Source organism: Pseudomonas sp. PvP100, assembly GCF_017833055.1.
In the GTDB taxonomy this organism is placed as follows: Bacteria; Pseudomonadota; Gammaproteobacteria; order Pseudomonadales; family Pseudomonadaceae; genus Aquipseudomonas; species Aquipseudomonas syringae.
In genome coordinates, this window is the sequence record NZ_JAFIBO010000001.1 from 1496768 (window position 1) to 1516878 (window position 20111).

Sequence of the window (20111 nt, forward strand, 5' to 3'; positions counted from 1 at the left end):
GAGAATAAAAATCGGCTTTTACTATTCGAATTAAGCATTCAAAGCCTTCAAGAATTCATTTATCACACTATTGGAATGATTCTTGAAGTGCTTTGAATCAAGGCTCGGGCTCGTGGCCCGATCATTTTTTCGAGTACCGATCAATGTCCGATGTAAACGCACCCGCTGGCCTGGCCGCTTTGGAAGCTCGCTTGCAGCAGGATCTGGCCTGGCTGGATCTGCCCGCCAAGCCATGGGTCAAGCCCAGGATCAGCGCAGGGCAGGCCGTGCTCGACGTGGCGATTATCGGTGGAGGCATGGCCGGTCTTGCCCTGTCCGCAGAGCTGCGCAATCTCGGCGTAGCAGCGGTCATTTTCGATCAATCGCCAGCAGGTTTCGAAGGCCCTTGGGCCACTACGGCGCGTATGCAAACTCTGCGCTCGCCAAAGCAGTTGACCGGGCCGGCGCTGGGCTTGCCGGCGCTGACGTTTCGCGCTTGGTACGAAGCGCAATTTGGTGTCGATGGCTGGGCGTTGCTGGACAAGATTCCACGTTTGCAATGGGCCGAGTATCTGCGCTGGTATCGCAAGGTGCTGGCCCTGGACGTACGCAATGAGCACCGCATTAGCCGGGTAGCGCCCAGAGCGGACGGTCTGATTGAACTGGACGTCGTCACGCCGGTACAGACGCGATTTCTGCTGGCCCGCCATGTGGTGCTCGCTACGGGTCGTGACGGTCTTGGCGGCCCTTGGGTGCCGGACTTTGCCTGGCAGTTGCCGGAGCACTTGTGGACGCATTCGGCGGCGGGTTTGCAGGACAGCTGGTTCGCCGGCAAACGCGTTGCGGTCATTGGCGGTGGCGCATCGGCGATGGATAGCGCCGCCACGGCGCTGGAGGCTGGTGCAACGCGGGTCGATCTGCTGATCCGGCGCGCCGAGCTGCCGCGTATCAACAAAGGCAAGGGCGTTGGTAATCCCGGCATGGTGCATGGCTACTGGCGCCTGCCGGACATCTGGAAATGGCGCATTCGCCATTACCTCAATACCCAGCAAGTGCCACCACCGCGCGGCAGTACGCTGAGAGTGTCCGCTTCCGGCAAGGCGCGGTTCATGCTCGACAGCCCGGTGCTTTCCGTCGAAGAGAGCGCTGCCGGAGGCGTCTGGCTGCATACGCCGAAGGCACGTATCGAGGCAGATTTCGTGGTATTTGCCACCGGGTTTCGCACCGACTTCCGGCAGCGCCCGGAGTTTGCACCATTCTCTGCGCAGATCCGTGTCTGGCAGGATCGCTTCGAAGCACCAAGCGGCGAAACCGATGCTGAGCTGGCTGTGCTGCCGGATCTGGGCAACTGCTTTGAATTTCAGGAAAAGACCCCAGGCGCCTGCCCGGGGCTGAACCACATTCACTGCTTCAGTTATCCGGCCGCGTTGAGCTATGGCGCGGTGTCCGGAGACATTCCTGCCATCAGCGAGGGTTCCAAACGTCTGGCGCATGCCCTGGTCGGGCAGTTGTTCAACGAGGACATCGACCTGCATTTCGACACCATGCTCGATTACGCGGAGCCGGAGCTGCTGGGCGATGAGTGGGTGGTCAGCCAGCCAAGCGCTGCAGAGCTGCGCCAATGATCGGCTGGGCGCTGCGTCGGCTGACTCAATCGTTGCTGGTCGTTCTGTTGATGACGCTGGTGGTGTTCGTTGGCCTCAATGCCATCGGCAACCCGATGGACATTCTGGTCGGTGAAGACCTCAATCAGGCCGAGCGTCTGCAGGCCATCGCGCATTTGGGACTGGACCAGCCGCTGTGGCAGCAGTACCTGATTTTTCTCAAGGGCGCGGTTCACGGCAATCTGGGGCAAAGCTTCGTGTATCACGAGGATGCCATGCGCCTGATTCTGCAGCGCTTGCCCGCAACCTTCGAGCTGGCGTTCAGTGCTCTGTTTCTGGCGGTGGTCATCGGTGTGCCGCTGGGCATGTTTGCCGGTATGTACCCCGAGCATCCGCTGTCCCGGCTGATGATGGCCGCCAGCATTGTCGGCTTCTCGCTGCCAGCCTTCTGGGTGGCCTTGATGATGATCATGCTGTTCTCCATCACCCTCGGCTGGCTGCCGGCCAGCGGCCGCGGCGAAACCCGTGAGTGGCTGGGTGTGCAATGGTCATGGCTGACGCTGGACGGTTTGCAGCACCTGTTATTACCAGCGCTGAACCTGGCGTTGTTCAAGATTTCCCTAGTGCTGCGCCTGACTCGTGCGGGCGTGCGCGAAGTGCTGCCCCAGGAATTCGTCAAATTCGCCCGGGCCAAGGGGCTGTCACCGATGCGTGTGATGTGCATGCACGTTATGCGCAACACCATGATTCCGGTGGTGACGGTGCTGGCCATGGAACTGGGGTCGACCATCGCCTATGCCGTCGTGACTGAAAGCATTTTCGCCTGGCCGGGTGCTGGCAAGCTGATTCTCGACAGCATCAACATGCTTGATCGCCCGGTGGTGGTCGCTTACCTGATGGTGGTCGTAGTGATTTTCGTGGTGCTCAACCTGATCGTCGACGGCTTGTATTACTTGCTGGACCCACGCGTGCGCATCGAGGCATCCCGATGAATGTCATTGAAAAAGCCCCGATCGGCAGCACGCTGCTGCAGGCCCAGTCGCCCTGGCGACGAGTGCTGACCGAGTTCTTCAGCTCGCCCACGGCGGTGACGGGCCTGGTGGTCCTGCTGCTCATTGTGCTGGTTGCAGCTCTGGCGCCATGGATTGTGGTGCAGAACCCCTACGACCTGATGCAGCTCAACGTCATGGACGCGCGCATGCCGCCTGGCAGCCTCAATGGCGACAGCGGTTACACCTATTGGCTGGGCACTGACGGGCAGGGCCGCGATCTGGTCTCGGCGATTATCTATGGCCTGCGCATCAGCCTGTGGGTCGGCATTGGCTCGGCGTTGATTGCGGCAGTGCTCGGTACGCTGCTCGGGCTGGTGTCTGCGTATGTAGGCGGCTGGCTCGATGCCTTGCTGATGCGTCTGGTCGACCTGCTGCTGTCGTTTCCGGTGATTCTCATGGCGCTGATGATTCTTGCCTGGCTGGGCAAGGGTGTCGGCAACGTGATGCTGACCCTGATCTTGCTCGAATGGGCCTATTACGCGCGTACCGCACGCGGTCAGGCGCTAACCGAAAGCCGCCGTGAATACGTCGATGCGGCGCGCGGGCAGGGCGTGGGGCCGCTGCGTATTGTGGTGGGTCACATTCTGCCTAACTGCCTGCCACCGCTGATCGTGATCGGCGCCTTGCAGATCGCCCGCGCTATCACACTGGAAGCAACCTTGTCGTTTCTCGGCCTGGGCGTGCCGGTCACCGAGCCGTCGCTGGGGCTGCTGATTGCCAATGGCTTTCAATACATGCTCAGCAATGAATACTGGATCAGCCTGTTCCCAGGCCTGGCGCTGTTGATCACGATCGTTGCGATCAATCTGGTCGGTGACCGTTTGCGCGATGTCCTGAACCCGAGGTTACAGCGATGAGCCTGCCTGAAATGTCGTCTGTGCCTGACGCAGTCCAACAGCCGACCCTGGAGGTGCGCAACCTGTGCACTTCGTTTCATACCCGCGCCGGGGTGTTGCCGGCGGTGCGCGGTGTGTCGCTGCGCGTGGAGCCGGGACGCATTCTCGGCCTGGTCGGTGAGTCCGGTTCGGGCAAGTCGGTCACCGGCTTTTCGATCCTCGGCCTGGTCGATGAACCCGGGCGCATCAGCGGCGGCCAGGTGCTGTTCAAGGGGCGTGATCTGACCAGACTGTCCGCCTCGCAACTGCGTAGCATTCAGGGCAATCGGGTAGCGATGATCTTTCAGGACCCGATGATGACCCTCAATCCGGTGCTGCGGGTCGATACGCAAATGATCGAGGCCGTACGAGCCCACAGCCCGCTGAGCAAGCGCGAGGCCCGCGAACATGCCAGCCGCACGTTGGCGCTGATGGGCATCGCCAGCCCGGAAGAACGTTTGCGCGCCTATCCGCATCAGTTGTCCGGCGGCATGCGCCAGCGGGTGGCGATTGCCATTGCACTGCTGCATGCACCGGACCTGATCATCGCTGATGAGCCGACCACCGCGCTGGACGTGACCATTCAGGCGCAGATTCTCAGTGAAGTGCAGAAGCTGGTGCGCGAGCAGGGCACTTCGCTGATCTGGATCACCCATGATCTTTCCGTGATCGCAGGGCTGGCTGACGATGTGGCGGTGATGTACGCCGGACGCATCGTCGAGCAGGGGCCGGTCGCCGATGTCCTGGATCGTCCGCAGCACCCCTATACACAGGGGCTGATCGACAGCCTGCCAAGTCGCAACCAGCGCGGCCAGCGCCTGCGGCAGATCCCGGGCATGGCACCCGACCTGCTGTCGATGCCGGTCGGTTGTGCTTTCGCGGCGCGCTGCCCCAGAGCCTCGCAGATTTGTGCACAGGAGCCTCAACCCCACGAGGCGCGACCGGGCCAGACGGTTCGCTGTTTTCACCCAGGAGCGGCCGATGTCCAGTGATCAGATTCCCCTCATCGAGCTGCATCAGGTCAGCAAGACCTTCGGCAAGCCCGTGGATGAGCGCTCCGTTCAGGGGCTCCTGCAACGGCTGCACCTTACCCGTGCAAAACCGATGACCCATGCCGTGGATCGTGTCGATCTGCGCATTGCGCGCGGTGAAGTGGTCGGGCTGGTGGGCGAGTCAGGCTGTGGCAAATCGACCCTGGGGCGCATGGTTGCCGGTCTGCTGCCGGTCTCTTCAGGCACTACACTGGTGGACGGCAAACCGCTGGAGAGCCTGACCCCGCAGGAGCGCAAGGCGCTGCGCCTGAAAGTGCAGATGATTTTTCAGGACCCATCATCGAGTTTGAATCCGCGCCTGCGGGTCGACCGGATCGTCGGCGAAGGTGCACTGTTGCACGGCCTGACCGACCGCAAGGGCGCAGATGATTACGTCAGTGCGCAATTGCAGCGTGCCGGGCTCAGCCCGCAATTGCGCCAGCGCTATCCGCATCAGTTCAGCGGTGGCCAGCGCCAGCGTATCGGGATTGCCCGTGCGCTGGCGGTGCAACCGGAACTGCTGGTGTGCGACGAGTCGGTGGCGGCGCTGGACGTGTCGATTCAGGCGCAGATCCTCAACCTGTTCATGGACCTGCGCGACGAGCTGGGCCTGACCTATCTGTTTATCAGCCATGACCTGGGCGTCGTCGAGCACCTCTGCGACCGGGTCATCGTGATGTACCTGGGCCGTGTGGTCGAGACCGCTTCGGTCGATGACCTGTTCGCGCGGGCCAATCACCCGTACACCCAGGCTTTGCTGGCGCAGATCCCGCGCTTCGATATTCGCAGTACCCGTTATGACGCGATCCAAGGGGAAATCCCCAGCCCGCTTGACCCGCCTGCCGGGTGTCATTTCCACCCTCGCTGCCCGCACGCCATGGCGCGCTGTCGCGAGGAAGTTCCAGCGCTGCGGGAGGTTTCGCCGAATCACCAGAGCGCCTGTCACCTGAATGACCAACGCTGAACGGGCAGCTCAAGCCCGTCACCCTCTGCCATTGCGTACAAGGAATTACCCATGAAACCACTCGTTCGTTCGTTGCTGGCGTCGGCCCTCTTGCTGGCCGCCGGCAGTGTCACTGCACAGGACTTGCGCATCGGTTACGCCGACCCGGTCTCGTCCCTCGATCCACAGCTCAATAACTATGCCGGAGACCGCTCGGTAGCCTTGCATGCCTTCGAGTCGCTGGTCAGCCGCCGTGATGACAAGACCTTGCCAGGTCTGGCCAAGAGCTGGAAGGTCGTGGACGACACCACTTGGGAGTTCGCCCTGCGTGATGACGTCAAATGGCAGGATGGCACGCCGCTGACGGCTGATGACCTGGTCTTCTCCTTCGAGCGTGCACGCAGCGTACCTGGCAGCGTGGCTTCTTACGCAGGCGCCATGCGTACCGTTGAATCGATCAAGGCCAAGGACGATCACACGCTGATCATCAAGACCCGTTCGCCCAACGCCAATCTGCTGCCGGACATCGACTCGATCTATATCGTCAGTCGCCACGCCGGTGCGGCAGCCAGCAGCGCCGATTACAACTCGGGCAAGGCGATGATCGGCACCGGGCCTTACCGGTTTGTCTCGTTCGTGCCGGGCGATCGCACGATATTCGCTCGCAATGAAAATTACTGGGGTGGCAGACCGACCTGGGAAAAGGTTGATTTCCGTTTTATCGCCAACGCCGCCAACCGTACCGCGGCTTTGCTGGCGGGCGATGTCGACGTGATCGACAAGGTATCGCCTACCGATGTGGCGCGCCTGCGCAAAACGCCGAACGTCAATGTCTTCGCTTATCAGGGATTGCGTGCGCTGATCATTCAGCCGAGTTTCCGTGCTGGCCCGAACGAGTTCATTCGCGACAATGCGGGCAAGCCGCTGGCCGAAAACCCGCTGCTGGATGTACGTGTGCGCAAGGCGCTGTCCCTGGCGATCAATCGTCCGGCCATCAACGAACGCATCATGCAAGGCACCGTCACCGAAGCCAATCAATGGATGCCGGCCAACACGTTCGGTTACAACCCGCAGATCAAGAATATCCCCTATGACGTCAAACAGGCCAAGGATCTGCTGGCGCAGGCAGGCTTTCCTGAAGGCTTCCAACTGACTGTGCATGTGCCGGGCGACCGTTATCCGCAGGCACCGGAGGTCATGCAGGCGGTGGCGCAGTTCTGGACACGGATCGGCGTCAAGGTTCAGCTGGAGGTATTGCCGTGGGCGGTGTACGCGGGCAAGGCCAACAAGAATGAACTGGCGATCAGCGTGATTGCCTGGGGCAATGGCACCGGCGAAGCGGCGTATGCCCTGACCAATATTCTGACTACGGTCGATAGCAGCAAAGGGCAGGGCGCTTCCAACTGGGGCCATTACAGCAATCCGCTGGTGGACAAAGCCCTGGCTGACTCAACCGCCGAATTCGACGAGGCCAAGCGCCGCAAGATTCTCCAGGACTCGGTGCAGATTGTCAGTGACGACGTCGGCATCATCCCGCTGTTCCATTACCAGAACATCTGGGCAGCGCGCAAAGGCCTCAAGGTCGAACCACTGGTCAGCGATCGCACTGCAGCGACCATGGTCACCGAGCAGCCTTGATTATCTTCCATTGACGCGCCGCTTTTGCGAGCGGTTGCGCGAATGCAACCACAGCATCGCAGGACCTTTCATGACATCGACCACTGAACATTCAACGATACCGGACGTGCTCGACAGCCTGCTGGGCATCGCACCGGGCAGCCCGCTGCACGCGGTTCGCCATGCGCGAGACAAGGTGGCCCTGGCAACCCAGGGCAGTCAGGACTTGTTTTTCGACCCGGCGCTGGCGCACAACCTGTCGCTGAACGAGCGCCTCTGGGTGGCTTATTACGCAACGCTGCTGAGCGCGCAGCCGACCCTGAGCGGGTATTACCTGTCGCAATTGCAGGCGGCAGGCGCCGAGGCTAACGTGCTGGCCGATGTGGACGCCAGCCAAATCGATCTGCTGGAGGATCAACGCCTGGCGGCGATCCTGCGCTTTACCAGGATCTTGATCGAGTCTCCGGTACACGGCGATCAAAGCGCATTGCAGGCGCTACAACATCAGGGGCTGAGCACCGCTGAAATTGTGGTACTGGCACAACTGATCGCTTTTCTGTCCTACCAGGTGCGTCTGGCCGCAGGGCTGGGTGCTTTAAAGTCTGCCGGAGCAGCCTGATGAGCGAACTCATAGAAATTGAAGGTTTCACCAATCAGGTGCTGGGCTGGAAAGCCTGGTTGCCCACCGTGGACCTCGACAGCGCGAGCGCCGAGCAGGTCGCTGTGCTTGAAGAAAGCCACCCGCAAGCCAAGACCTCGGATTACTACCTGACACTGGCCCATCATCCGGACATTCTTCGCCAGCGCTCTCAGGCGTTCAACGCAATCATGTACGCACCCGGCGGCCTGTCGCGCGCCGAGCGAGAGCTGGCGAGCACAGTGGTGTCGCGCATTAACCGCTGCGTGTATTGCGCGTCGGTGCATGCGCAACGCTTCGAACAACTGGCCAAGCGCAATGACGTCATCGCCCAGGTGTTTGCCGACCCCGCAACGGCCGGCACGACGGCACGTGAAAAAGCGATCGTGCAGTTCGCCATCGACCTGACGCTTGAACCGGCTTCGCTCAACGCCGGCCATATCCAGGCGCTATACGAACAGGGGCTGGACGAGACACAGGTGCTGGACCTGATTCACGCCATCTCGATATTTGCCTGGGCCAACCGGCTCATGCTCAACCTGGGGGAGCCGGTGTTTCCCGAGGCGTGAGGGTGGCAGCGGCCAGTCCCAGTGCTTGAGGTGCAGTCTGGCCCGGTCGTTGCAAGTTCACTGCATAAGTGAACACGCGACCCGGACACGATTGAGGTAATGGAATGCTGATAGCACACATTTCGGACACACATGTACGGCCCAGAGGGCAACTCTATCAAGGCGTGGTGGACTCCAACGCCATGCTGGCCGCCGCCGTCGACACGATAAATGCCCTAGACCCACCACCCGATCTGATTGTATTCAGCGGTGATCTGGTGGACGAGGGGCGGCCCGAAGAGTACGCGATGGCTCGGGAGTTGCTGCAGCCGCTGCGGCAAAAGCTGCTGATGATACCGGGCAACCATGATCACCGGCAGAACCTGCGCGACGCTTTTCCCGAGCACGACTACTTCATCAATGACCAGGATTGCAGTTTCGTCTACTCGGGTTCTGCGCCGGTGCGCATCATTGGTCTGGATATCAGCGTCCCGGATCAGCATCACGGCGATATGACCGACACTGCGACCCAGTGGCTGGATCGCACACTGGCGCTGGAGCCGGACAAACCAACGCTGATCATGATGCACCAGCCACCGTTTTCCAGCGGCATCCCCTACATCGATGCGTACCGTTGTGAAAGGGGCGAGCGGCTGGCAGAGGTGGTCTGCAGATACCCGGCCATCGAGCGCATCGTCTGTGGGCATATTCATCGCTTCATGCAACTGCGCTTCGGCGGGACGCTGATGTGTACGGCGCCGAGCACGACGACGGCCATCGCCTTGCGACTGCACCCCGAGGCTGCCGACGCTTCCTATGTCGAACCGCCTGCATTGCTGCTGCATCACTGGAAAGCCGACACGGGCCTGATCACCCATTGGGTGCCGATAGGTCGATTCGAAGGGCCTTTTGACTTCGCCTGAACGGGGATGACCCTGACAGCGCAGGCTGTCAGGTCGCCTGCTCCTTGGCCAGACTGGAGCCCGCCAGATTGCGAGCGCAAGCGCAGTGAGCGGTTGCTGGAGAACTGCGCGTTTCTGTCATTTGATCAATCACCGATAACGCAATGCTTCCAGTAACAGGGCAAACGTCGTTGACCACCGCGTGGCCAATAATAGCGAATGACTACTCTGTGTCGGATCGCGCAGGCATTAGTATTTCTGCTTGAGCCTCGACCACATCAGCGAGGCAAGCGAGCGTGATGCCATGAGCTGCTCCTCGGCTCGAACTGCAGAGGGCAGGGCATGCCACGGTATGCTGGCGGTTCGGTGATGCTGTAAGTGCAGGTTGATATGGTAAGGCCAGATGAAAAATCGTCCCAGCCAGCCGACGCGCCAGGCGTAGGTCCACTCTTCCCAGCCAGGCGTGACGCCGGGGCCGCCGCTGTGCTCGGCCATGCTGCGAATTTTCTGCAGCAGGGTGCCGACCGTAATCAGGGGCAGGAACCACAGCATCGCCACCAACCCGAACGTTTGCGCCGAGCATTGCCAGATAAGCGCGGCGACAATCATCAGCCATACCAGCGCTGCCGAAATCAGCGGGCGGGTGAGCGCTGGCGGCGCGCCTCCTGCGGCCTTGTAGGCGGCAATGTTGCGCAGCGTGTTGATCAGCAGCAAGTCTCCCAGCAGTTGCCTGGCCAGCAACTTCGCGGTTAACGGTCGGAACTGCCAGGGCTGGCGGTAATAGAGGAAGCGTCGTTCCGGGTCCTGTTCGGTACCCGCGTGCTGGTGATGGTCCAAGTGCAGGGGCCGGTAGAATTCGATCGGCACCAGGCCCGGAACACCGATCGCCAGGTTGATCAGGAAGTCGTTAGTACTGCGCTGTCGAGTCAGGTGATAATGGGTTGCATCGTGATACAGCACGAACAACGCGTGCTGCCTTGCTGCCACGATGAGCACGGCCAGCAGATAAAAGCGCCAGTCTGCGAGGTAAATCGCGACACGAATCGTGACCAGTATGCACAGCCATTCGAGTAGCAGAGCCGATAAGGTGCGCATGTCTACCGCACAGCGACTGAGTACCAAGGTCGTCAGGCCGCAGGCCAGGCCGATGAACACGCCACAGGCCATGTCGGTGAAGACATGCTGCCCGGTGGTCATCACCGTCAGCATGAGCACTGCGCTCCAGAGGGCAAATACCCAGGCCGATCTCAGCCGCAAACCGCCCATGACGACGCTGATTGCAACGGGTAACGCCACATGCCCGCTGGGTGATGCCGCCAGTGGCGCATCGAGCTGGTATAGCCAGTCGAGCCACGCGGAACCGCTTTCAGGACGCAGGATCATGGTCGGCCAGAACAGGTGGCTGACCAGGCACAGCCCGGCGGCCAGGGCACCGACGAAAAATACCGGCAGCAGCCAAGAGGACTGACGCCCCATGTAAACGAGCACCGGCATCACCAGCGTATAGCTGAGATACAGCGGCAGCGTGAACGGCAGCAAGGGCATATGAGCGTCGACGATACCTGGCTCGACGAGCCTTGCTGGGCCCATTGGAACGTGTGTCACCAGAAAGTACAGCAGGCCGGTGACCAGCAGGTAGGCCAACAGCCACGTGACGGGACGATCAGTACTGGACGTGGCGCATTGATGAGGATGCATGGGTGCGAAGCCTGGTTCATTCGTTACGTGCACAAGCGAACGCCCGGACGGGCCAGACTGTGCGCAGCGATGATTGCAGAAGAATCGGGACATTGTGCCGAGAGACTGATTGCCCTCTGCGGCCCGGCAATTCAGAATCCGGTCATTGTGTTTCCATACATCGAAGGCCTCCATGAGTTTGTGCGCGACCGCCGTTGGGCGCCCCGATTTACGATCAGTCGATATCGATCGGATGTTCGAGATTTATTCTGCCTGCTATCAGGATACCTGTCGGGCTCGATTCGAGCAGGACCTTGACGACAAGACGCATTGTGTCGTTCTGCGCGACACCCATGACACGATCATGGGCTTCACAACGCTGAAACTGTTTGAAATGAGCTGGGATAATCAGCCCTGCAAATTCATTTTTTCCGGTGACACTATCATCACCCCTGAACACTGGGGCAGCCAGCAACTCGCCTTCGCCTGGTCTAGACTGGTGGGCGACCTGTGGCGTCAGGCTCCCGATGTTCCCCTTTACTGGTTTCTGATCTGCAAGGGGCATCGAACCTATCGCTATCTGCGGGCAATGGTACTGGATTACGCACCGCGTGCGGGTCATTCGACAGCGCCTCGTGTCCAGGCCTTGATGGATCACCTTGCCTATACGCGTTTTGGCGATGCCTACGACCCGGCCACCGGCGTGCTGTCATTCAAGACGCCGCAGGGCCGCCTCAGCGCGGAGCTTGCACTGATCTCGGAAAATCACGCAAAGCTGCCGGAAGTCGAGTACTTTCTGCAAAAGAACCCTGGTTACGCCGAGGGTGACGAACTGGTTTGCCTGTGTCGCCTTGCCCCCAAAAACCTGCGACCGCTGGCTCGACGGCTGTTTATGACCGAGCAGTACTCGGCGTGCTGATTCGTCAGGCCGGTACGGCGGACAGTTCGCGTCTTCTCGACTTTCAACGGCGACACACGATGCGCGGGAGCATGCCGCTACGTTTTGATCGTAGCCCGGACTACTTCGCCCTGCACCGCTGCCATGCCGACGATCAGCGCACCTGGATCGCCGAAGGCCCGGAGGGCGAGCTGCGCGGCTCGGCCAGTCTGGTGGTGCGTGATGGCTACCTGCACGGTGGTGTCGAGCCTGTCGCCTATTTGGGCGACCTACGACTGACGCCCGATCGCAGGCTGTCCCGGTCATGGATGGCCGAGGTACAGACGCGGCTCGCGGATCTGTCCCGTGAAACAGGCGCCCAGCATGCCTATTGCTGCATCATCCGCAATAACGCTCTGGCGACCCAGTCGCTGCTGGGGCGACGACGAGCAAACCCGCTGAAACTCGCACACTGGCGTGGCTACAGTAATGTCTCAGTCTACGGTCAGCGTGGTTTGAGTAGCGTTCCCCGCACTAGCGGCGAGGTGAGGGTCGTCCGCGCAGCCCCTCGTTATCTGGATGCGCTGAGGGCGTTTCTCGACAGCGAGTCATCCCGGCAATCGTTTGGCTGTGTGTTCAGCGAGGCGGAGTTTGAGCGCAGGCTCAGCCAGTGGCCGGATTTCGGTATTGACTCGTTTCTGCTGGCTGTCGATGACCGCGACAACCTGCTGGGCTGCGTCGCGCCCTGGGACGCCGGGAAGATAAAACGCATCGTCGTCGAACAGATGCCCCTGACGCAGCAGTTACTGCGCCTTGGCTACAATGCGCTCGCACCTCTGGCAGGCCGACCAGGTATCGCAGCGCCTGGCCAGGCACTGCGGGATATCTACCTGACCCACCTGCAGGTTCGCCATCGTGACCCCGAGGTGTTTTGCGCGCTGCTGGATGTTGCCTGGAAGCAGGTGCGCAAAGACTATTCGCTGATGCAGTTATGCCTTTACGACCAGGACCCGCTGTGGAAGGCAATGCATCGTTATCACGCCTTTTCCTTGCCGATGGACCTTTACACGGCACCCTGCGGCAGCCACGCAGCCGAGTTTACCGAGGCTTGTGCGGCGAGTATCCCAGGCTTCGAAATCTATCTGGTGTAGAGCGTTCTGGCGTACGTGTCTGGTGTAGCACGTCGAGCAATGTCCGCCAGAATCTCGTCGGGTCGAAGCCGGTGCCGCCCAGTATCGGCTGACCGTGATCCAGATCCGGCAGACAGATCTGCGGGACGCCTGGCAATGCCAGGTGTTCCATGTAGAACTGACCGTCATGCGCATGCCCGGGACGCAACGCATTCAGGCGCTGATGGTGAGTATCGAAGTGTGAGCGCCGCGCGGCCGACCAACTGACGACATGCAGACAGTGCAGGGTGGCGGGCAGGGCGGAGAGCATTTCAGCAACCTGTGGGTCGCGGTTGCTGCTGATGTCCCGGGTGCCCGCAGCCAGTGGTGCGCTGTTAATCATCGCCTGACGGAACCTGTCCATTCGATAACCTCGGCCAGCGCTAGCGGCGCCGTGGCCCAGCAGCTCATCGATGATCGGCGAGGGTCCAGCGGGCGGCTGCACCAGTGCTATGCCGTCACACGCGTCGAGCAGGTCCTTGTTCTGTGACAACGCTGCCAGCGTATCCAGACCACCCTTGCTATGAGCCAGCACCACAAAGCGCTGCCCTGGCTTGAGTCGGCTGCCGAGCAGGGTCGCGATGTGCCTGCCTTGCGCGATCACACCGCGTGAGGAGCGCACCGGCATGCGCAGGACATAGTGGCCCGCAGAGGTGAGGGACCGGGCACAGGCGCGATTGCAGTAGAGGATGAATTCCGAGTAAAGACCTGCAACCAGCACGACCAGGGTGTTCTTTGGCAGGCTGGGCAAGGGCACTTGCCAGCGCTGCAGGAACAGATCGGTCCAGTCCAGCTCCGCAGGGTGACGTACGAAAGCGGTAGCCGGGAAATGCCTTTGCCACTCCTCGAAGCCATCGGGTGTCCAGATGGTCTTCATGCGAGCCAGCCCCGAAAGCTGCGTTCAGCGCTGTTCATCAAGTGCCTGGCGAGCGTTGTCGAGCAGCTCGCGTGTGTCGATTCGGTCAGGATGGAAGCCCGGAGCGAACCAGAACAGCCCGGCAGGCACGATGCGCGACAGCAGGCCGGGATTGACGAACAACCACCATTGCAGGCGCAGCCATTCGCGCCAGTTGCGGTGTTGCCGGTCCCCGCGCACGAGATGATAGGTGAAGTAAGTAAGGTCGAAAGTGAAGTACACCGAAAGGCTCGTCATCGCCACCCAACGAAGCAGGTAACGCCTTAGCGGGTTACGTTCTACTTTGCACAGCACGTCATAGGCCACAGCCTTGTGCTCGATCTCTTCCATTGCGTGCCAGCGCCACAGGCGGGCCATCGTCGGGTCGGCGCCCGCCATGTAGGCCGGGTTTCGCAGAATCTGCTCGGACAGTATTGCGGTGATGTGTTCAAGGCTGGCCGTCAGTGCCAGACGAAAGCTGGCCGGTAATCGCTCGCTTTCCTTTCTGCGCCGCAACAGCATGCGTTCCAGTTTTTCGACCGGCGCGCCTTGTGTGCCCAAAAGCAGGTTATAGGCACGGTGCTCGCGGATGTGCGACGCCTCCTGATAGACGAAATCGTCGACGGCCTTGTCCAGAGCGCTGCCTCTGTCGAGCAGGTGGCGAAAGTGCACCACACTCTCGATGAAGATTTTTTCCCCTTGGGGGAACATGAACGACAGACAATCGAAAAAGCGCGTGGTGTGCGTGCGGCCGCCATGCCAGTAGCGCGGGATACTGTCATCGAAGGTGAAGCGTATTGATCGGTGCGGGATCGCCTGCGGGGATAGCATGGCCGCCGAGCGCCTGAACAGGATGCGTTTGAAGAGCGACATGGTGCTCGGCTTACCGTGATATCAAGGTGCACAGTGTGCCAGACTCCGGCAGGCTTGAAACTGCCGAATAACCAGACTGGCGCTCGGGCAGGTATACTTCCGGGCTTTCGAATGTGGTCATTCAGGCGCAGTTATATATGGATATTCACCCGGCACGCCGTTTCGACAATGCCAACCTGGCTGTGCTGGTGCTTCAGACGCTGTTCTGGGGCGCTACGCTTACCTGGCTGTCCCACACTGGCGCAGGTCCATGGAAATGGCTGATCCTGATTCCGTTCTGTCTGGTCATGCAGGGTGTGTTCTCGATGATGCACGAGGCATTTCACAGCCTTGCGCACAGCGACAAAACCGTCAATTACCTGATGATGTGCTGGGCCTCGACCCTGTTTGGGGCGTCCGCGACGCTGATCCACATCAATCACCTCGGGCACCACTCACGGAACCGCACACGTGCCGAACTGGCCGATTTTGCGATGCCGGATGAATCTCTGCTGCGTAAACGGCTGGAATACTATTTTGCGGTGCTCGGTGGTATCTGGCTGGCGGCGTTCGTCGGCAGCCTGCTGCTGCCTTTGCTGCCGCCACGTCTAGCTGATCGATGGTCGCAGAGCGGTGAGGTCAATACTTACGCTGCGGCATTCAAGGATTTCTCGATCAGCGACTTTCGGCGCATCCGCAAGGAAGTCATCACCGGCATTATCGTCTGGCTGACGTGTGCTTACCTGCTTGGCTGGTCTTGGGAAGTGGTTCTGATTGCCTATATCGCCTTCGGTTTTTCCTGGTCATCGCTGCAATGGGTCTATCACATGCGCACCCCGATAGATGTCGTCGAAGGTGCCTACAACATGCGTGCGCCACGCGTGGTCCGCTGGGCATTCCTCAACTTCAATTACAACCTGACCCACCATCGCCATTCACAGATGCATTGGCAGCACATGTACGCGGCATCCAATCCAAAGGAAACCCGACCTCTGTGGTTCGGCTGGCTACAGGTGTTCATGCCTCCGCAGCGACTGCCCGATGACCTGACCCAGCTCGACAAGACCTACTTTTGATGCTGGCGGGTGATGATGTGAAAAGAGCCTTGTGGCGCTCGTTCATGGACAGTGCTTACGTCACGCTCGATCACTGGCAGCGTCTGTTCGAGCAACCCGAAGAATCTCAGCAGCGCTTACTGCTGCGGATGCTGTCGGCCAGCCGTGACTGCGCCTTCGGCCAAGCTCATGATTTTGCCGGAATCCGCGATTCCGAAGAGTTTCGCAAGCGGGTACCGATACATACCTATGCCCAATTGCAGCCCTGGATCGAGCGTGCGCAGCATGAACAAGGGCCGATACTGACCGCCAGTCCGCCGTTGTTCTTCGAGCGCAGCAGCGGCAATAGTGCAGTGCAGAAACACATCCCCTATACGCAGGAATTCCTTGGCCAATTGCAGGGTTCCCTGACGGTGTGGCTGGCGGATATGTACCGCCAGGTCCCGGAAATCAGCCATGGCAGCGGGTATTGGTCCATGTCGCCGCCCTTGCAGCAGCCGGCAATGACGGCCAATGACATACCGATCGGCAGTGCCAGCGATCTGCAATATCTGCAAGGCAGTGCAATCGCTGGGCTGGCCGGGACATTGCTGATTCCTGAACTGGCCAGCGACGTGGCGCACTGGCGCAGGCAAACGCTGCTCGCCCTGATTGCAGATGCCGGGCTGAGCTTTATCAGCGTGTGGAGCCCGACGTTTCTGACCAGCGTGCTACAGCCACTGCTCGACACTGAATCACATGAAAGTCGGCAGATAGTTGCCTGGCTCGAAGAAAGGTTGCCGGCAACTCGCCAAAAAGCCTTACGCCACGCCCTTGCTCATGGGGTATTCACCGAGTTGTGGCCTCGTCTTGCGGCGGTAAGTTGCTGGATGGACGGACCGAGTCGTGTATACGCCCAGCAACTGGCTGCGCGTTTCCCTCAGGCACGCTGGTTGCCCAAAGGATTATTCGCGACTGAAGGCGTGGTCAGCCTCCCGTTTGGCGAAGGGGCTGGCTGCCCGTTGGCGATAGGCAGTCATTATCTGGAATTCATCGGGGATGACGGGCTGCCAAAAGAGGCTCACGCCCTGCGTATGGGTGAAACCGCGCAAGTACTGCTGACTACCGGTGCAGGTCTTTACCGGTATGCACTGGGTGATCGGGTGCGCGTAGTCGGTAAGCTCGCCGGGACTCCGCGTGTTGAGTTTGTCGGGCGTTGCGCAAGTACCTGTGACCTGGTGGGCGAGAAGCTCGATGAGCAACTGGTCGAGCGAGCCCTTGCGCAATGCATGGACGCGGCCGACAGCGCATGCCTGATACCCGACTCCAGCAGCGCACTTCCGCATTATGTGGTGCTGCTGTGTACCTCAACGACGACACTGGCAAGCATTTGCCGCAATGCGTTGGCCAACAGTATTGAAATGGCCCTGCAGCGCTCCTTTCACTATGCACATGCGCGCACGCTGGGTCAGTTGGGCCCGGTGCGTATGCGTTTCGTCTGTGGAGGAGCGCAAAGACTCGCAGAATTGCTGCAGCGCGCTGCAGAGTCGACGGGTATTCGTGCAGGCGACGTCAAGCCGCGTGCATTGATCAGCCGTCTGGACACGGCTGACGCGCTCCTTGCAATCACGGAAGAACCTGAATGCCCTCAACTTTGATCAGTGAAACCGATACCCGTGACGACGGCACGCTTGAGCAGTGGTATGTAGCGTGCACGCAGAAGCAGCTGCGCAAAGGCAAGCCGCATCGGGCCAGGATACTCGGCCTGAATATCGTTCTGTTTCGCCAGCGCGACGGGCAGCCCGCTGCGTTGCTGGACCAGTGTGTGCACCGTGGCACAAGGCTTTCAGCCGGCAAAATCACCGATGATTGTCTGGTGTGCCCGTATCATGGCTGGCGCTATGACGCGAACGGCCAGGTGGTGCATATTCCCAGCGTAGACGCCAGGCAGGGCGCAGCGAAGTCGCCTGACTATCGCTACCGGCAGCGCCATTTTGCCGTCTGCGAACAGGATGGCCTGGTCTGGGTGTACACCGGCACGCGCGATGCTCGCGAAACACCGATATTCCGGCTGCCTGCCTATGGCGAACGCCCGTGGCAATCCTATTTCATGGTCAACACCTTCGATGCCGATGTCGGCAGTCTGGTGCAGAACTTTCTGGACGTGCCGCACACCGTGTTCGTTCACGAGGGTATTTTTCGCTCAAGCAGCGGTCGAGCCATGGAAGCGACGCTCTCCTGCAAGGCGCAGAGCATCGAGGTTGTCTATCACGACGAAGTCGACGAGATCGGGATGATGCAATGGCTGACCAACCCGGACGCCGAGCCACTTGTGCATACGGATCGTTTTCTGGCGCCTAATGTGACGTTTTGTGATTACCTCTGGGGGGCACGCTCAGGCTTCCTGATCGTGAGCCAGATCACGCCTGTCGATGATCGCCAGTCGCGGGTCTACACCTACATTGCCTATCGTTTTCCAGTGCCGCGCTGGGTATTGAGAATTTTGCGTCCTTTCATCCATCTGTACACGCACATCGTGATTCAACAGGACGTCAGAATCATTCAGGCGCATCGCGAAGGGCTCGACAATGCGGCTGGTTTCAAACCGTGCAATGTGCCTGCCGATGCAATCCATGTGGGCGTCGAGCAACTGCTTGCTGCGGTCCGACGCGGCGAGGCGCTGCCGGAGGCACAGCGCCGCGAGCGGCGGATTCGATTCGAGCTTTGATCGCGCTGTGCTTTAACGGTCTTTCAGCCTCGGCTGCACTGAATCCGCCAGTTGCGTCAGTATCAGGCAGCACGACACCGCGCCTGCATCCAGCACGCCGAGCGACCGTTCGCCGAGGCGGCTCGCCCGGCCTATCTTCGCGACCAGATCACGGGTGGAATCGCGCCCTTGTGATGCAGCGTTTTTCATCGCATCGAGTGCCGCGCTGAATGATTCACCTCGGGCATGGGCCTGCTCGAAGGCTTCGACGGCCGGAATCAGGGTATCCATCAGGCATTTGTCGCCGACCCCGGCTTCGGTGATGTCCTGCAGGGAGGTGAGACCGCCGCGTAGCAGACTGGCGAAGGCAGTCGCGTCGATTTGCTCGCAGCCGCGCACCTGGTCGGCCATGCCGATAAACAGGCTGCCGTACAGCGGGCCCATGGAGCCGCCGATGCCTTCCATCAGGCTCAGGGTCAGCTCATCCAGCGCCTCGGCGAGGCTCAGTTGGCGGCCTTCGATGGTACGACCGCAATGGGCGAAGCCCTTGGCCATGTTGATGCCATGGTCGCCGTCACCGATCGCGCCATCCACTTCGCTGAGGTATTCGCGGTTGGCGACGATCACGCTCACCAGGTCGGCAACGATGGCAGTGCCATGCTGGGTAGAGAATTGTTCGCTCATGGTTCACTCCGCCTGGGTCATGCCGATGGAACGGCAAGGGTGGTCGATCAGCTTTTTCAGCTCGGCGTCCAGGCCCAGCAGCGTCAGGGTTACCCCCATCATCTCCAGCGACGTAAAGTAATTGCCCACGTAGCAGCGATGGATGTTCAAGCCTCGGGCCTTGAGCAGGCGCTCCACTTCGGCGTAGAACACGTAGAGCTCCATCACCGGCGTTGCTCCGAGGCCTGAAACCAGCACGACTACGCTGTCGTCCACGCTGAAATCCCGATCGGCCAGAATCGGCGCCAGCATGCGTTCTGCCATGGCCGCCGCAGACTCGATGTCGATGACTTCGATACCCGGTTCGCCATGGTGGCCGATGCCCAGCTCCATTTTGCCGTCGGGGATCTGAAAGTTGGGCTTGCCGACCGCCGCGATGGTGCAGGGCGTCAGGCCGATACCGATGGATCGGCATTGATCCACGGCCTTCTGCGCGACGCGGATCACGCCGTCCAGATCGTAACCGTGTGCAGCCGCGGCGCCGCCGACCTTCCACATGAAAATTTCCCCGGCCACTCCGCGTCGCTTGGCGATATCGGATTTCGGTGCCGAGGCCACATCGTCGTTGGCCACCACCGTGCGCACTTGCAGGTCTTTGCTGGCGGCCATTTTCATCGCCAGCTTCACGTTCATGTTGTCGCCCGCGTAGTTGCCGTACAGGCAGGCGATGCCTGCACCGTGATCGGCCGCGCGGAAGGCGTCGAAAAAGCTCTTGGCCGTGGGCGAGGAAAAAATCTCGCCGACCGCTACCGCATCCACCAGCCCGGGACCGACATAACCAAGAAAGGCCGGTTCATGACCGGAACCGCCGCCGGTGACGATCCCTACGTGCCCTTGCTCTGAAGGGCGGGTTTTGCTGATGACCCGCGGGTTACCTTCACTTTGCGACAGTTCGGGGTGCGCTACCAGAATGCCGCGCAGCATGTCCTCGACCACCTGGTCCGGATCGTTTATCACTCGGTTCATAACGCGATTTCCTGTGTTCTTTT

At 60.5% G+C, this 20111-nt stretch carries 19 protein-coding genes; 14 read left to right on the plus strand and 5 right to left on the minus strand.

All coding sequences use genetic code 11. The annotated features are described in order from the left end of the window. Window positions 1-143: 143 nt before the first annotated feature. From JOE39_RS06575 to JOE39_RS06615, 9 genes are all read left to right on the plus strand, one after another. Window positions 144-1604 carry an NAD(P)/FAD-dependent oxidoreductase gene (locus tag JOE39_RS06575; protein ID WP_003395520.1) on the plus strand — a complete coding sequence of 487 codons (1461 nt, stop codon included), beginning with the start codon at window positions 144-146 and terminating at the stop codon, window positions 1602-1604. Next, entirely contained in the window at window positions 1601-2575 is a 975-nt protein-coding gene (locus JOE39_RS06580) for an ABC transporter permease (RefSeq protein WP_017279784.1), read from the plus strand. The genes JOE39_RS06575 and JOE39_RS06580 overlap by 4 nt, the downstream gene beginning before the upstream one ends. Next, on the plus strand, window positions 2572-3492 hold the full coding sequence (locus JOE39_RS06585) for an ABC transporter permease (protein ID WP_003395516.1): 921 nt from the start codon (window positions 2572-2574) through the stop codon (window positions 3490-3492). Before JOE39_RS06580 ends, JOE39_RS06585 begins: the two co-directional genes overlap by 4 nt. Next, window positions 3489-4502 carry an ABC transporter ATP-binding protein gene (locus JOE39_RS06590; RefSeq protein WP_024665523.1) on the plus strand — a complete coding sequence of 338 codons (1014 nt, stop codon included), beginning with the start codon at window positions 3489-3491 and terminating at the stop codon, window positions 4500-4502. Before JOE39_RS06585 ends, JOE39_RS06590 begins: the two co-directional genes overlap by 4 nt. Next, window positions 4492-5505: an ABC transporter ATP-binding protein gene (locus tag JOE39_RS06595; protein ID WP_003395511.1), complete on the plus strand. Its 1014-nt coding sequence runs from the start codon at window positions 4492-4494 to the stop codon at window positions 5503-5505. The genes JOE39_RS06590 and JOE39_RS06595 overlap by 11 nt, the downstream gene beginning before the upstream one ends. 51 nt (window positions 5506-5556) lie before the next feature. Next, window positions 5557-7122 carry an ABC transporter substrate-binding protein gene (locus JOE39_RS06600; RefSeq protein WP_017279782.1) on the plus strand — a complete coding sequence of 522 codons (1566 nt, stop codon included), beginning with the start codon at window positions 5557-5559 and terminating at the stop codon, window positions 7120-7122. A 70-nt stretch (window positions 7123-7192) separates the two neighbouring features. Then, window positions 7193-7720 (plus strand): hypothetical protein, encoded by a 528-nt coding sequence (locus tag JOE39_RS06605; protein WP_024684522.1) that lies wholly within the window; start codon window positions 7193-7195, stop codon window positions 7718-7720. Then, a complete protein-coding gene (locus JOE39_RS06610; RefSeq protein ID WP_003346746.1) occupies window positions 7720-8307 on the plus strand; it encodes a peroxidase-related enzyme in 588 nt (195 codons plus the stop codon). Before JOE39_RS06605 ends, JOE39_RS06610 begins: the two co-directional genes overlap by 1 nt. A gap of 104 nt (window positions 8308-8411) precedes the next feature. Continuing rightward, entirely contained in the window at window positions 8412-9209 is a 798-nt protein-coding gene (locus JOE39_RS06615) for a phosphodiesterase (RefSeq protein WP_024663850.1), read from the plus strand. A 228-nt stretch (window positions 9210-9437) separates the two neighbouring features. On the opposite strand, the gene JOE39_RS06620 is transcribed toward JOE39_RS06615, so the two are convergent. After that, window positions 9438-10886, minus strand: coding sequence for a fatty acid desaturase (locus tag JOE39_RS06620; RefSeq protein WP_057445437.1), 1449 nt, complete (start codon window positions 10884-10886; stop codon window positions 9438-9440). Window positions 10887-11118: 232 nt separating this feature from the next. Here JOE39_RS06620 and JOE39_RS06625 point away from each other — a divergent pair, with 232 nt between their 5' ends. Further along, entirely contained in the window at window positions 11119-11784 is a 666-nt protein-coding gene (locus tag JOE39_RS06625; protein WP_003395501.1) for a hypothetical protein, read from the plus strand. Further along, on the plus strand, window positions 11778-12893 hold the full coding sequence (locus tag JOE39_RS06630) for a hypothetical protein (protein ID WP_003395498.1): 1116 nt from the start codon (window positions 11778-11780) through the stop codon (window positions 12891-12893). Before JOE39_RS06625 ends, JOE39_RS06630 begins: the two co-directional genes overlap by 7 nt. Here JOE39_RS06630 and JOE39_RS06635 read toward each other — a convergent pair. Continuing rightward, the gene (locus JOE39_RS06635; protein WP_003395495.1) at window positions 12841-13788 is read right to left on the minus strand and encodes a hypothetical protein; all 948 of its coding nucleotides are present in this window, start codon (window positions 13786-13788) and stop codon (window positions 12841-12843) included. The genes JOE39_RS06630 and JOE39_RS06635 overlap by 53 nt on opposite strands. Before the next feature lie 24 nt (window positions 13789-13812). Beyond that, a complete protein-coding gene (locus JOE39_RS06640; RefSeq protein ID WP_010412107.1) occupies window positions 13813-14679 on the minus strand; it encodes a metal-dependent hydrolase in 867 nt (288 codons plus the stop codon). A gap of 137 nt (window positions 14680-14816) precedes the next feature. On the opposite strand from JOE39_RS06640, the gene JOE39_RS06645 reads away from it, so the two are divergent. The 3 genes from JOE39_RS06645 to JOE39_RS06655 are packed head-to-tail and all read left to right on the plus strand — an operon-like array spanning window position 14817 to window position 18420. Continuing rightward, window positions 14817-15734 carry a fatty acid desaturase gene (locus JOE39_RS06645; protein ID WP_024663852.1) on the plus strand — a complete coding sequence of 306 codons (918 nt, stop codon included), beginning with the start codon at window positions 14817-14819 and terminating at the stop codon, window positions 15732-15734. Continuing rightward, the gene (locus JOE39_RS06650) at window positions 15734-17350 is read left to right on the plus strand and encodes a GH3 auxin-responsive promoter family protein (protein WP_046266308.1); all 1617 of its coding nucleotides are present in this window, start codon (window positions 15734-15736) and stop codon (window positions 17348-17350) included. The genes JOE39_RS06645 and JOE39_RS06650 overlap by 1 nt, the downstream gene beginning before the upstream one ends. Beyond that, window positions 17335-18420: an aromatic ring-hydroxylating dioxygenase subunit alpha gene (locus tag JOE39_RS06655; protein WP_003395486.1), complete on the plus strand. Its 1086-nt coding sequence runs from the start codon at window positions 17335-17337 to the stop codon at window positions 18418-18420. The genes JOE39_RS06650 and JOE39_RS06655 overlap by 16 nt, the downstream gene beginning before the upstream one ends. A 12-nt stretch (window positions 18421-18432) precedes the next feature. Here JOE39_RS06655 and dhaL read toward each other — a convergent pair whose 3' ends face one another. Together dhaL and JOE39_RS06665 are read right to left on the minus strand one after the other, a co-directional pair. Then, window positions 18433-19083: a dihydroxyacetone kinase subunit DhaL gene (gene dhaL / locus JOE39_RS06660; protein ID WP_024663854.1), complete on the minus strand. Its 651-nt coding sequence runs from the start codon at window positions 19081-19083 to the stop codon at window positions 18433-18435. Window positions 19084-19086: 3 nt separating this feature from the next. Next, entirely contained in the window at window positions 19087-20088 is a 1002-nt protein-coding gene (locus tag JOE39_RS06665) for a dihydroxyacetone kinase subunit DhaK (protein WP_003395480.1), read from the minus strand. Window positions 20089-20111 lie beyond the last annotated feature (23 nt).

Bases quoted from the DNA above. Each gene is read 5' to 3' on its own strand.
- JOE39_RS06650 (WP_046266308.1), top strand. From the start codon at position 15,734: ATGCTGGCGGGTGATGATGTGAAAAGAGCCTTGTGGCGCTCGTTCATG.
- JOE39_RS06655 (WP_003395486.1), top strand. From the start codon at position 17,335: ATGCCCTCAACTTTGATCAGTGAAACCGATACCCGTGACGACGGCACG.
- dhaL (WP_024663854.1), bottom strand. From the start codon at position 19,083: ATGAGCGAACAATTCTCTACCCAGCATGGCACTGCCATCGTTGCCGAC.
- JOE39_RS06585 (WP_003395516.1), top strand. From the start codon at position 2,572: ATGAATGTCATTGAAAAAGCCCCGATCGGCAGCACGCTGCTGCAGGCC.
- JOE39_RS06645 (WP_024663852.1), top strand. From the start codon at position 14,817: ATGGATATTCACCCGGCACGCCGTTTCGACAATGCCAACCTGGCTGTG.
- JOE39_RS06600 (WP_017279782.1), top strand. From the start codon at position 5,557: ATGAAACCACTCGTTCGTTCGTTGCTGGCGTCGGCCCTCTTGCTGGCC.
- JOE39_RS06580 (WP_017279784.1), top strand. From the start codon at position 1,601: ATGATCGGCTGGGCGCTGCGTCGGCTGACTCAATCGTTGCTGGTCGTT.
- JOE39_RS06665 (WP_003395480.1), bottom strand. From the start codon at position 20,088: ATGAACCGAGTGATAAACGATCCGGACCAGGTGGTCGAGGACATGCTG.
- JOE39_RS06575 (WP_003395520.1), top strand. From the start codon at position 144: ATGTCCGATGTAAACGCACCCGCTGGCCTGGCCGCTTTGGAAGCTCGC.
- JOE39_RS06625 (WP_003395501.1), top strand. From the start codon at position 11,119: ATGTTCGAGATTTATTCTGCCTGCTATCAGGATACCTGTCGGGCTCGA.
- JOE39_RS06635 (WP_003395495.1), bottom strand. From the start codon at position 13,788: ATGAAGACCATCTGGACACCCGATGGCTTCGAGGAGTGGCAAAGGCAT.
- JOE39_RS06615 (WP_024663850.1), top strand. From the start codon at position 8,412: ATGCTGATAGCACACATTTCGGACACACATGTACGGCCCAGAGGGCAA.
- JOE39_RS06620 (WP_057445437.1), bottom strand. From the start codon at position 10,886: ATGCATCCTCATCAATGCGCCACGTCCAGTACTGATCGTCCCGTCACG.
- JOE39_RS06640 (WP_010412107.1), bottom strand. From the start codon at position 14,679: ATGTCGCTCTTCAAACGCATCCTGTTCAGGCGCTCGGCGGCCATGCTA.
- JOE39_RS06590 (WP_024665523.1), top strand. From the start codon at position 3,489: ATGAGCCTGCCTGAAATGTCGTCTGTGCCTGACGCAGTCCAACAGCCG.
- JOE39_RS06595 (WP_003395511.1), top strand. From the start codon at position 4,492: ATGTCCAGTGATCAGATTCCCCTCATCGAGCTGCATCAGGTCAGCAAG.
- JOE39_RS06605 (WP_024684522.1), top strand. From the start codon at position 7,193: ATGACATCGACCACTGAACATTCAACGATACCGGACGTGCTCGACAGC.
- JOE39_RS06610 (WP_003346746.1), top strand. From the start codon at position 7,720: ATGAGCGAACTCATAGAAATTGAAGGTTTCACCAATCAGGTGCTGGGC.